The sequence below is a fragment of the Devosia sp. Z6_126 genome (genome assembly GCF_058133495.1).
The window spans coordinates 877,513-889,492 of sequence record NZ_JBYUNO010000003.1; the positions used below are offsets into that span (position 1 = coordinate 877,513).

At 63.5% G+C, this 11,980-nt stretch carries 13 protein-coding genes; 7 read left to right on the forward strand and 6 right to left on the reverse strand.

Annotated elements, in window-relative coordinates; genetic code table 11:
• Positions 1-81: 81 nt before the first annotated feature.
• The 6 genes from mltG to AC3YOG_RS16500 form a co-directional block, all read right to left on the reverse strand.
• Positions 82-1,203, reverse strand: a complete 1,122-nt coding sequence (mltG, locus tag AC3YOG_RS16475) for an endolytic transglycosylase MltG (protein WP_489935855.1) — start codon at positions 1,201-1,203, stop codon at positions 82-84.
• A gap of 137 nt (positions 1,204-1,340) precedes the next feature.
• Complete coding sequence (gene fabF / locus AC3YOG_RS16480) at positions 1,341-2,603, reverse strand: beta-ketoacyl-ACP synthase II (RefSeq protein WP_127755321.1); 1,263 nt, start codon at positions 2,601-2,603, stop codon at positions 1,341-1,343.
• A 30-nt stretch (positions 2,604-2,633) separates the two neighbouring features.
• Positions 2,634-2,870 (reverse strand): acyl carrier protein, encoded by a 237-nt coding sequence (locus AC3YOG_RS16485; RefSeq protein ID WP_035100440.1) that lies wholly within the window; start codon positions 2,868-2,870, stop codon positions 2,634-2,636.
• 191 nt (positions 2,871-3,061) lie between these two features.
• A complete protein-coding gene (fabG, locus tag AC3YOG_RS16490) occupies positions 3,062-3,799 on the reverse strand; it encodes a 3-oxoacyl-[acyl-carrier-protein] reductase (protein WP_489935856.1) in 738 nt (245 codons plus the stop codon).
• Positions 3,800-3,842: 43 nt separating this feature from the next.
• Complete coding sequence (gene fabD / locus AC3YOG_RS16495; RefSeq protein WP_489935857.1) at positions 3,843-4,793, reverse strand: ACP S-malonyltransferase; 951 nt, start codon at positions 4,791-4,793, stop codon at positions 3,843-3,845.
• Between the two features lie 109 nt (positions 4,794-4,902).
• Positions 4,903-5,271: a hypothetical protein gene (locus tag AC3YOG_RS16500; RefSeq protein WP_127754334.1), complete on the reverse strand. Its 369-nt coding sequence runs from the start codon at positions 5,269-5,271 to the stop codon at positions 4,903-4,905.
• A 314-nt stretch (positions 5,272-5,585) separates the two neighbouring features.
• Here AC3YOG_RS16500 and rpsF point away from each other — a divergent pair, with 314 nt between their 5' ends.
• The 7 genes from rpsF to radA all read left to right on the forward strand — a co-directional run bounded on the left by rpsF (position 5,586) and on the right by radA (position 11,945).
• A complete protein-coding gene (gene rpsF / locus AC3YOG_RS16505; protein WP_127754335.1) occupies positions 5,586-5,990 on the forward strand; it encodes a 30S ribosomal protein S6 in 405 nt (134 codons plus the stop codon).
• A gap of 18 nt (positions 5,991-6,008) precedes the next feature.
• On the forward strand, positions 6,009-6,263 hold the full coding sequence (gene rpsR / locus AC3YOG_RS16510) for a 30S ribosomal protein S18 (protein WP_035100429.1): 255 nt from the start codon (positions 6,009-6,011) through the stop codon (positions 6,261-6,263).
• A gap of 229 nt (positions 6,264-6,492) precedes the next feature.
• Positions 6,493-7,065 carry a 50S ribosomal protein L9 gene (gene rplI / locus AC3YOG_RS16515; protein WP_127754336.1) on the forward strand — a complete coding sequence of 191 codons (573 nt, stop codon included), beginning with the start codon at positions 6,493-6,495 and terminating at the stop codon, positions 7,063-7,065.
• A 242-nt stretch (positions 7,066-7,307) separates the two neighbouring features.
• Positions 7,308-8,792, forward strand: coding sequence for a replicative DNA helicase (locus AC3YOG_RS16520; RefSeq protein ID WP_127754337.1), 1,485 nt, complete (start codon positions 7,308-7,310; stop codon positions 8,790-8,792).
• A gap of 3 nt (positions 8,793-8,795) precedes the next feature.
• Positions 8,796-9,926: an alanine racemase gene (gene alr / locus AC3YOG_RS16525; protein WP_489935858.1), complete on the forward strand. Its 1,131-nt coding sequence runs from the start codon at positions 8,796-8,798 to the stop codon at positions 9,924-9,926.
• 68 nt (positions 9,927-9,994) lie between these two features.
• A complete protein-coding gene (locus AC3YOG_RS16530; RefSeq protein WP_489935859.1) occupies positions 9,995-10,543 on the forward strand; it encodes a DUF1697 domain-containing protein in 549 nt (182 codons plus the stop codon).
• A 1-nt stretch (position 10,544) separates the two neighbouring features.
• Entirely contained in the window at positions 10,545-11,945 is a 1,401-nt protein-coding gene (gene radA / locus AC3YOG_RS16535) for a DNA repair protein RadA (protein WP_172125368.1), read from the forward strand.
• The last annotated feature ends 35 nt before the right edge of the window (positions 11,946-11,980 follow it).

Here is an 11,980-nt window from a genome sequence, read left to right on the forward strand (position 1 = left end):
CGTGAGGTTCTGTCGCTGGGTTGTTTAGCGAACAAAGCCTTGCGGTCAAGAGCCGTGCGCCACCCCGTCCCCAGCTGCGACCTATTGCGGCGCGGCGGGGGCCGCCTCACCCGCTTCTTCGGCTTCCAGCGCCTGGCGGGCGGCTTCGGCATCTGCCTCGGCCTGGGCGGCCGCCTCACGCTCTATTTCGCGCCAACGCGCCACATTGGTCTGGTGCTCGGCATAGGTTTCGGCAAAGGCATGGCCGTCAGAGGGTACCGGCCCCTTGGCCACGAAGTAGAGATACTCGTGGGTGTCGGGGTTGGCGACAGCGCGCAGGGCATCGGCGCCCGGATTGGCAATCGGGGTCGGGGGCAGACCATCGATCTGGTAGGTGTTGAACGGGGTCTTGGCTTCGATCTCGGAGCGCCGCAGCCCGCGCCCAAGCGGAGCCTGGCCATTGGTGATGCCATAGATGATGGTGGGGTCCGATTGCAGGCGCATGCCTTCGCGCAGCCGGTTGACGAACACGGCGGCGACCTGCGGACGCTCGCTCGCGACCCCGGTTTCCTTTTCCACGATGGAAGCGAGAACCAGCAGTTCTTGCGGCGATTGGAGGGGCAGGTCCGGATTGCGGGCGGCCCAGATCGCGTCTAGCTCGGCCTTCATCGCGGCCTGCATCTTGTCGACCACTGACTGGCGGGTATCGCCAGGAAGGTAGTCATAGCTGCCGGGCAGCAGCGAGCCTTCGGGGGGCACCGGGGTGATTTCGCCCACCAGATTGCTGTCCCCATTGATCCGTTGCACCGCTTCCCACGTGGTCCAGCCCTCAGGGATGGTCACGGCGTAGCGGATCGGATTGCCTTCGGTGAGTTCCTTGAGGATATCGGCCATGCTAGCGCCGGCGGGGATGGTGAAGTCACCCGCCTTGAGCTTGCCTTGCCGCTCGAGCGCCCGCCCGCCGAGCTGGAACACATAGCGGTTCGAGATCAGCCCCTGCTCCTCGAGGCGCTCGGAGGTGGTGCCAAGGCCATTGCCCGATTCGACGCGGAACACGGTGTCAGCCTGAGCGGGGCCGTCGCCATAGAACTGAGAGGCGCCATAGAGCAGCACGCCACCGGCAACCACAAGTCCGATCACCAGCAGGGTCAGCAATCCATTGAGGATGTCGAGAAAGCCATTGCCCGAGCGCTTACGCGTCCGCCGGTTCTTTGGATCGGCCATGTTGTTGCCCCCGCCCTCTGTCGTGAATCGTTGTGGGGCTCTGTTCCATCGCAATGGCACAAAACTGTGGCATGGCTCGCGCGTGCGGTGCAAACCAGCGCATGGGCGCTGGCTACCCTGCGCGGGAGAGTCGTCCCTTAATCGGCCTTGCGCATCACCAGAGTCGCATTGGTGCCGCCAAACCCGAAGGAATTGGACAGCGCCACATTGATCTCTTTCTTGCGCGGTGTCTTGGGCACCAGGTCCATGCTGGTTTCCACCGACGGATTGTCGAGGTTCAGCGTTGCCGGAGCAATGCTGTCACGCATGGCCAGGAGGCAGAAGATGGCCTCAACCGAGCCGGCAGCGCCCAGGAGGTGACCGATGGCCGATTTGGTGGAGCTCATAACCGCCCCGGCGGCCGCATCGCCCATGACGCGCATGACGGCGCCCAGTTCGATTTCGTCGCCGAGCGGGGTCGAGGTGCCGTGGGCGTTGATGTAGTCGATCTCGGCGGGGCTGATGCCGGCGCGCTTGATCGCCGCGCTCATAGCGCGGAACCCGCCATCGCCATCGGGCGAGGGAGCCGTGATGTGATAGGCATCGCCAGAAAGCCCATAACCAACCACTTCGCCATAGATCTTGGCGCCACGCGCCTTGGCGCGCTCATAGTCCTCGAGCACGACAATGCCGGCGCCTTCGCCCATGACAAAGCCGTCGCGATCCTTGTCATAAGGCCGGGAAGCGGCTTCCGGATTATCGTTGAATCCAGTGGACAGGGCCCGTGCAGCCGAAAAACCGGCGAGAGCCAGCCGGTTAACGCAGCTTTCGGCGCCGCCGGCGACCATCACATCGGCATCGCCGAGTGCAATCAGCCGGGCCGCATCGCCAATGGCATGCGCGCCGGTGGAGCAGGCGGTAACCACGGAATGGTTGGGACCCTTGAGGCCAAAACGGATCGAAACATGGCCGGAAGCCAGGTTGATCAAGCGGCCCGGGATAAAGAACGGGCTGATCCGGCGCGGACCTTTTTCGTGCAGCGTGATGGAGGCATCATAGATGCCGCCGACCCCGCCAATGCCAGAGCCGATCAGAACGCCGGTGCGTTCCTGATCTTCCTGGGTCTTGGGCTCGACACCCGCGTCCTGGATGGCCTGCGTTGCCGCGGCCATGGCATAGACGATGAAAGGATCAACCTTGCGCTGTTCCTTGACGTCCATCCAGTCGTCGGGATCATACTTGCCCTCGGCATAGGGGCCGAGCGGCAAGCGATGAGCGATCTGGCAGGCGATGTCGTCGACCTGGAAATCGTCGATGCGTTTGGCGCCGCTCTTACCAGCCAGAAGATTGGCCCAGGTTGCTTCTACGCCACAGCCCAGAGGTGTGACGAGACCCAAACCGGTGACGACGACGCGGCGCATTTCCATTGTCGAGCCTATCGTGCGCCGGCCTTAGCCGACAGCCTTGGTGAGGAAGGAAACTGCGTCACCAAAAGTCTGGATGGATTCAGCAGCATCGTCCGGGATCTCGACCGAGAATTCTTCCTCGAACGCCATCACCAGCTCGACCTGATCGAGCGAGTCGGCGCCCAGATCGTCGATGAAGCTCGCCTTTTCGACGACCTTCTCAGCATCCACATTGAGGTGTTCCACAACGATCTTGCGGACCCGATCAGCGACATCGCTCATATTTGACTTCCCTTTTTCGAAATCGAAGTTTCGGTTGCTTCTTATTGGCGCCTAGCCAAATCTTCAAGCGCCGTCTTGGGCTGCCACACCGGAATATCGGCTTCCAGCACAGCTTTTCCCGGGACGGGGCCGTCCTTGCAGTGGCGCCGATAGGGGCGCCCGCTGCCCTATCCTAACGCAGCACCGGCGATTTAGATCATCGCCATGCCGCCGTTCACGTTCAGCGTATGCCCGGTGACATAGGCCGCAGCATCGCTGGCGAGGAACACCGCGCAGGCCGCCACTTCCTGGGGCGTGCCCAGCCGATTGGCGGGGATGGTCGACAAAATCCCCTCGCGCTGCTTGTCATTGAGCTCATCGGTCATGGCCGAGGCGATAAAGCCCGGCGCGATTGAATTGACCGTGATGTTGCGCGAAGCCACTTCATGGGCAAGTGCCTTGTTCATGCCGATAAGGCCGGCCTTGGAGGCAGCATAATTGCCCTGCCCCGGATTGCCCATGACACCCACGACCGACGAAATGCCGATGATGCGCCCAAAGCGCTGCTTCATCATGCCGCGCAAAACGGCACGGTTGAGGTGGAAGGCGGCGGTGAGATTGACCGCGATCACCTCGTCCCACTCCTCGTCCTTCATGCGCATGAAGAGGTTGTCGCGCGTCATGCCGGCATTATTGACCAAAATATCGAGCCCACCCAGCGCCGCTTCCGCGGACGGCACGAGCTTGTCGACGTCATCGAGCTTGGAGAGATTGCACGGCAGGATCGGACTGTCGGCGCCGATTTCCTTGGCAACATCCTCCAGCGCTCCCTGGCGGGTGCCGCTCAGCGCCACCTTGGCTCCCGCTGCGGCGAGCGCCTTGGCGATCTCGCGCCCGATGCCGCCGCTGGCGCCAGTTACGAGGGCGCGCTTGCCGGTCAAATCAAACATGGGACAGCTCTCCGCAGATAATCAAACAGGGGATCAACAAGAATCAGGCGGACAGCGTCGCGGCGAAGGCGGCGATGTCGTCGGGCGTGTTGACCGCCACAGCAGTAGCCTCAGGGTTGATGCGTTTGGCAAGGCCCGTCAGCACCTTGCCGCTACCCAGCTCGGCCAGATGGGTGACCCCGCCCTCGCCGGTGAGCCAGGTCACGCTTTCGGTCCAGCGCACGACGCCGGTCACCTGCTCGACGAGACGCTGGCGGATCGCGTCGGGATCGCTGATCGGCGCGGCCAGCACATTGGCGACCAGCGGCACAACGGGAGCCTGCATCTGCACCTCGGCCAGCGCTTCGCGCATGGCCTCGGCGGCCGGCTGCATCAGGGCGCAATGGAACGGGGCACTGACAGGCAGCAGCAGGGCACGCTTGGCGCCTTTGGCCTTGGCCAGCTCAACGGCGCGCTCGATGGCGGCGACTGCACCCGATACCACGACCTGGCCGGGGGCATTGTCATTGGCGACATCGCAGATTTCGCCCTGGCCCGCTTCTGCCGCGACGGCACGGGCGGTCTCGAGATCAAGGCCTAACAGCGCCGCCATGGCGCCATGACCGACCGGAACGGCCTTTTGCATGGCCTGCCCGCGCGTCTTGAGCAGCCGCGCCGCATCGGCAACAGTAAAGGTGCCCGCCGCGCAAAGGGCGGAATATTCGCCCAGCGAATGGCCCGCCACATAGGCGGCGTGATCGGCAAGGCGCACGCCGCGTGCTTCGAGCACCCGCATCACCGCAATGCTCACCGCCATCAGCGCCGGCTGCGCGTTTTCCGTCAGGCGCAACATCTCGTCCGAACCTTCGAACATGATGGCTGATAACCGCTGCCCCAGCGCCTCATCGACCTCGCCGAACACGGCGCGCGCTTCGGGGAAGCTCGCGGCCAGATCCTTGCCCATGCCAACTGCCTGGCTGCCCTGGCCGGGAAAGGTGAATGCATAGCGGGTCATTGACGGCGTCCTTGTTGCTCGGGAGCGGCGCCGCTCCCTCTTGGGAGGGGCGTTTGCCGGGTGTGTGTGGCAGAGTCAAGGCACTGGCCGCTGCCCCCGGCCATCCAATCTAGTTGTTGAGGCCAGCCGCCTGGCGGGCCGAGCGCTCGGCGACGTCACCGGCCTGCCGGATCTCGGCTTCGGTTTGCCCCAGGGCACGAGCACCTTCTTCGGCTGCGCGACGAGCAGCGACAACCGCATCGCGCCGCATCTGCTCGGTCATGGTGCCAGCCCGCGACCGCAGATTATCGATCGTCGCCTGGGGGTTGGCCATCGCGTCAACCGCGGGCGCCAGCGATTCGGGCACGTTGAGCTGCAAGGTGCGCGAACCATCGGGATTGGTTTGAACACTTGCCGCAGGCTCCCGGTCCGGCGCGTCATCACAGGCCACAAGCCCAAGGGTGGCAAGGAGCGCGAGTGGGGCAAACAGCTTTTTCATGCGAAACAAAATTCCTGGTAACGTTGAGTGGTCTCGCCATGGCAAAGCCTGAGCCGCCGGGCGGTTCCAAAATAGCCAACAGGCCGAAAAGCCTTGTGCGAAGCCCCTCTTTGGCCTATGTGACCCGCAGCATTCGTTTGGCCGGGGGCTGAACGGAGGGTTGGTGCATGGGGTTTCTCCTGCGCCGATAGGACCAACAAGTCCGGCCTCCCGTGTTCCCGCTCTTTGCAAGACTGCTTTGACGCCGTTCCCGGCTTCAAAGAGGCTCCGCGCCAGCAAGTGCACTGTGTTGAACCACAAAGGAAGGCGCATCAATGGCCCTTTACGAGCATATCTTCCTGGCGCGCCAGGACGTTTCCCAGCAGCAGGTTGAAGAGCTGACCGCTGCTCTGACCGAAGTCCTCGCTTCTGGCGGCGGCAAGGTCACCAAGAATGAATATTGGGGCCTCAAGGGCCTCTCCTACCGCATTCGCAAGAATCGCAAGGCCCATTACACGCTGATGAACATCGACGCTCCGGCTCCTGCCGTTGCCGAGATGGAGCGCCAGATGCGCATCAATGAAGACATCCTGCGCTTCATGACCGTGCGCGTTGACGAGCTGGAAGAAGGCCCGTCGGCCATGATGCAGAAGCGCGACCGTGATGACCGCGGCGACCGCGATGGCGGCCGTCCTGATCGTGGTGGCTTCGGCGGCGAACGCCGTCCCCGCCGTTTCTAATTCAAGGACCTCAAAGCTATGGCAATCAAAGACCTTACCACCGCCCAGGCCCGCCGTCCGTTCCAGCGCCGGCGCAAGACCTGCCCATTCTCGGGCGAAGGCGCTCCCAAGATCGACTACAAGGACGTGCGTCTGCTCAGCCGCTATGTATCCGAGCGCGGCAAGATCGTTCCCTCGCGCATCACCGCCGTTTCGGCGCTCAAGCAGCGTGAGCTGGCTCGTGCGATCAAGCGGGCCCGCTTCATCGGCATCATGCCTTACGCTGTTCAATAAGCTCACTGGGACGGCCAGCTAGCGGCAATCTGCTGCGCTTCCGGTGCTCACGTGCTTCAGTACGCTCCGCTCCGGTTCTCGCAGATCACCACTATCCGACTCGTCCCAGCGGCTTTTTGTCCGCGTAAGTGCCTGCCACAGTGTCCCCTTTGGGGGCACATCGCTGGGGTTCCGGATGGTCCGGGGCTCCTAACCGTCCATGAGACGGGACAGCCACAAGGAAATTGCAATGAAAGTTATCCTGCTCGAGCGCGTCGGCCGCACCGGCTCCATCGGCGACGAAGTGACGGTCAAGGACGGGTTCGCCCGTAACTACCTGCTGCCCCAGGGCAAGGCCCTGCGCGCCACTGCCGGCAACCGCTCCAAGTTCGAAGCCGAACGCGCCCATATCGAAAAGCGCAACGAAGAGCGCCGCAACGCCGCTGCCGGGATCGCTGAAGGCCTCAATGGCCATGTGGTGGTGATCATCCGCCAAGCCGGCGAAACCGGCCAGCTCTACGGCTCGGTTGCTTCGCGCGACATCGTCGAGGCCCTGGCTACCGACGGCTACACCGTACAGCGCTCGCAGGTGGACCTTGCCGACCCAATCAAGTCGGTTGGCATCCACACCGTTGCGCTTAACCTGCATGCCGAAGTTGCGGTCACCATCACCGTCAACGTCGCTCGCTCGGAAGACGAAGCAAGCCGCCAGGTCGCTGGTGAAGACCTCACCGTCACCCAGTATGACGATGACGAGGCTGGCGATTTCGCCGCCGGCCAGGCCGATGCGGCCCAGGACGATCGTTTCGACGACTCGATCTAAAAACCTTCTGCCCAAATTTGTGAAAGGCCGGGCACCCTGCCCGGCCTTTCGCTATTTCCAGGCGCTTCGATTCGCCCCCATCTTGCCGCGTTCGCGCGCTAGCAAGGCAATCGCGCCCGCCATCCCCGTTATGCCCATAGTTCACAGCCTTGTTCGCCAGCCGTTAACCTTTGTGGCGTAGCGCGAGACTCCCGGCTCCGTGCCATGGTTAAGAAGCGTTAACGATCCCTTAGGAGGTCCGCATGGCAGAGATCGCGCACTTCCCCCGCGCCGAAGAAAAGCCCCTTCGTCTGGCGCCCCACAATGTGGAGGCCGAACAGGCATTGCTGGGCGCGGTCCTGGTCAACAACGAAGCGTTCTACCGGGTCTCGGACTTTCTCGAGCCCGTGCATTTCTACGAGCCCATCCACCGCGAAATCTACGAGGTGATCGGCAAGTTCATCCGCGCCGGCAAATCGGCCGATCCGATCACCATCAAGAGCCACCTGCCCGAGCAGCTACTCGCCGATATGACCATGCCGCAATATCTGGCGCGGCTGGCGGCCGAAGCAACCACGGTGCTCAACGCCGCCGATTATGGGCGGGCGATCTATGACCTCGCAATTCGCCGCAACCTGATCCTCGTGGGCGAGGAGATGGTGTCGGTCGCCTATGAGTCGGACGTCGACATGAGTCCGAACCAGCAGATCGAAAAGGTCGAGGGCGAGTTGTTCCAGCTCGCCGAAAAAGGCCGCTATGACGGCGGCTTTCAGGCCTTTGGCGCTGCGCTCACCGCCTCGATCCGGATGGCCGGCGAAGCCTTTCAGCGCGACGGTGGGCTTTCGGGCGTTGCCACCGCGCTGCACGACCTTGACCGACAGATGGGCGGGTTGCAGCGCTCGGACTTGATCATCCTGGCCGGCCGCCCCGCCATGGGCAAGACCTCGCTCGTGACCAATATCGCCTATAACGTCGCCAAGGCCTGGAAGGGCGATGTCACCCCCGACGGGCACAACCGCACGGTGGATGGCGGCATTGTTGGCTTTTTCAGCCTTGAAATGAGCTCCGAACAGCTTGCCACCCGTATTCTGGCCGAGCAGGCGGAAATCTCCTCCTCCGATATCCGCCGCGGCCGTATCCATGACAGCCAGTTCTCCAAGCTGGTGGATGTGTCCAATGCCATGAGCCGGGTGCCGCTTTATATCGACGACACCGGCGGCATCTCGGTGGCGCAGATGGCGGCCCGCGCCCGGCGCCTGAAGCGGCAAAAGGGTCTGGACCTCTTGATCGTCGACTATTTGCAACTGCTGTCCGGCTCGTCCAAATCCTCGAGCCAGAACCGCGTGCAGGAGTTGACCGAGATCACCACCACGCTCAAGGCGCTGGCCAAGGAGCTGGAAGTGCCCATCATCGCGCTGTCCCAGCTGTCCCGTCAGGTGGAAGCGCGCGACGACAAGCATCCCCAGCTCGCCGACTTGCGCGAATCGGGCTCGATCGAGCAGGACGCAGACGTGGTGATGTTTGTGTATCGCGAAGAATACTATCTCAAGAACAAGGAGCCCAAGGAGGGCACGCCCGAGCACATTGCCTGGCAAAGCGAGATGGAAAAGGTGCATGGCAAGGCGGAAGTGATCATCGCCAAGCAGCGCCACGGCCCCACCGGCACGGTGCAGCTATCGTTTGAGGCGCAATATACCCGCTTCGGCAATCTGGCTCGCGCCGATTACCTCCCCGAGCGAATGGAATAATTCATGGCCCTGCAATCCGGCCTGGGCGGCCAGTTGAGCATCGATCTTGGCGCGCTGGCCCGTAACTGGCGCGCCCTCGACAAGGTCAGCGCCGGAGCCCTGACTGGCGCCGTGGTGAAAGCGGACGCCTATGGCACCGGCATCACCCAAGCCAGCAAGGCCCTGTTTGCGGCAGGCGCCCGATTCTTTTTCACCGCAACCCCTGACGAGGCGCTTTCAGTGCGCGCCGCCCTGCCCGAAGCCCATATCTTTGTGCTGGACGGGCTTTACCCTGGGGCGGCCAATCTTTACGTGCGGCAAAACCTGATGCCGGTGATCTCCTCGATCCCTATGCTTGAGGAATGGCTGGCCAAATGCGTGGAGCGCAACGAGGCCTATCCTTGCGCTTTTCATTTCGATACCGGCATGAACCGCTTGGGTTTTCGGCTCAACGAGGCCGAGGAAGTGCGCGAGCGCACCGCGGCGCTTGGTTATCAGCCGCAAATGCTGATGAGCCACCTGGCCTGTGCCGACCAGCCCAACCATGAAAAGAACCGCACCCAGCTGGCGCTATTCAGCTCCGTGCTCAACCAGTTCCCCAATATCCCGGCCTCGCTTGCCAATTCGGCCGGGCTGATGACCGGACGCGAATATCATTTCCAGATGGTACGACCTGGCATCGCCCTTTATGGCGGGCGCGCGGTCAACGGGCGCCGCAACCCCATGGCGCCCGTGGCAACGCTGCACGTGCCCATCTTGCAGGTGCGCGAAGCCCGTACCGGGGAAACCGTTGGTTACGGCGCCCATTATTCGCTGGCGCGCGACAGCCGTCTGGCGATCCTTGGTCACGGCTATGCCGATGGCTGGCTGCGTTCGCTGTCCTCGGCAACGGCGCGGCAGACCGCCAAGGCCTATATTCGCGGCAAGCTCTGCCCCATCATCGGGCGCATTTCGATGGACCTTTCCGTCGTCGACATCACCGAGCTCGGTTCCGACCTGCCCCTTCCCGGTGAAGCGGCGGAAATCCTGGGCGCCAATGTGCCGGTGGACGAGCAGGCCGATGCCGGCAATACGATCGGCTATGAATTGCTGACTTCGCTGAGGCTGGCTAGGGTCAACCGGGTATATCTCGGCGACGGCGTCGGCGAGGATTAGCGTTCGTCTTTTGTTCTTGCCGCCCCGTCGTGCTTGTCGTATTGCCTGAGGTGAAACGAGAGGGTGCGATGGGCGTATATGTGATCCTGCTGCGGGCCATCGGTCCGGTCACGCACAAGATCATGTCCATGGCCGCCTGGCGCGATGCGGTAGCGGCCGCCGGCTTTACCGCGCCGCAGACCTATATCGCCACCGGCAACATGATCGTGCACAGCGACGATACGCCAGCCGCGGTGGAGCGCCGGATGAACGAGATCGTCCGCGGCTTGGGCTTGAGCCCCGGCAATGTGGCCGTGGTGCGCACCTCAGCGCAGGTGCGCCAGTTGGTGGACAGCAATCCCTTTCCCGAAGCGGCGGCGGAGCGTGGCGGGCAGATGGGCGTGTATTTCTTTGTGGACCCCAGCCCGGACTTCGGCTGGGTCGCCCAATATAACGGCCCGGAGCAATTGCATGTCGAGGCCAACGACCTGATCGTCGATTATACCAGGCAGATCTCTGCTAGCCCCAAGCTTCCCGATCTGATCGAGAAGCGATCGGGCACCGCCACCGCCCGCAACTGGAATACACTCAAAGGACTGGCCGAACGAGCCAGCGCCCGCGAGCAGAAGGATCACTGACTTGGCAAAATCGCGCTCTTCCTTTGTCTGCCAGGCCTGCGGCGCGGTCACCAGCCGCTGGCAGGGCCGCTGCGACGCTTGCGGCGAGTGGAACACCATTGTCGAGGAACTTACCGATAGCGGCGTGGGCGCGGGACCCAAATCGGCCAGGGCTGGCGGCAAGCCGACCAATCTCGTGCCCCTTTCGGGGGAAACCGAAACCGCGGCGCGCGTCATCACTGGCATTGCCGAACTCGACCGGGTGACCGGCGGTGGCTTCGTGATGGGTTCGGCCCTGCTCGTGGGCGGCGATCCCGGCATCGGCAAGTCGACGCTCCTCTTGCAATCGGCAGCGGCCCTTGCCAATCGTGGCAAGCGCGTCGTTTACGTGTCGGGCGAAGAAGCGGTGGCGCAGGTACGCTTGCGCGCGCAGCGGCTGGGGCTGGGGGAAGCCGAAGTGTTGCTCGCGGCCGAAACCAATGTCGAGATCATTCTCGCCACGCTCGAGAACGGGCCGCCGCCCGATCTTGTCATCATCGACTCCATCCAGACCCTCTGGACCGACCGCGTCGACAGTGCGCCGGGCACCGTCACCCAGGTGCGCACCTCCGCCCAGGCGCTGACGCGCTTTGCCAAGAAAAGCGGCGCCGCCGTGGTGCTGGTGGGCCATGTGACCAAGGACGGCCAGATCGCCGGCCCACGCGTCGTCGAGCACATGGTGGATGCCGTGCTCTATTTCGAGGGCGACACCAGCCACACTTTCCGCATCCTGCGCGGCGTCAAGAACCGCTATGGCGCAACCGACGAGATCGGGGTTTTCGCCATGACCGAGCGTGGGCTCGAACAGGTGGCCAATCCATCGGCGCTGTTCCTGGATCAGCGCGACGAAGGCGCCGCCGGCTCGGCCGTGTTCGCCGGGCTCGAAGGCACTCGGCCGCTGCTGGTTGAAATCCAGGCCTTGGTGTCGCCCTCCCCCTTGGGTACGCCCCGGCGGGCCGTGGTGGGCTGGGATTCCTCGCGCCTCTCCATGGTGCTGGCGGTGCTGGAAACCCGCTGCGGCGTGCGGATCGGCGCTAACGACATCTATTTGAACGTGGCGGGCGGGCTCAAGATCAACGAACCGGCGGCCGACCTCGCTGTGGCAGCCGCACTGATCTCGTCCCTCACCGGTTCGCCCCTGCCGGCGGATGCGGTGTATTTCGGCGAAATCTCGCTCGCCGGCGGTGTGCGGCCGGTGGTGCACGGCTCCTTGCGCCTGCGCGAAGCCCATAAGCTTGGATTCAAGTCGGCCTCCACCGGGCGCCTCGCCAGCAATGACCGGCATGGCGGGCTGGACATCGCAGAATTCTCGGTGCTCTCCGAACTGGTTGGGCGCATTGCCGCCAATGGCAAGGCGCCCGCCCATCCCGGCGAGGACGACTAAGCAGCGCCTTTCAGGGGACATCCTGCCGCGCCCCC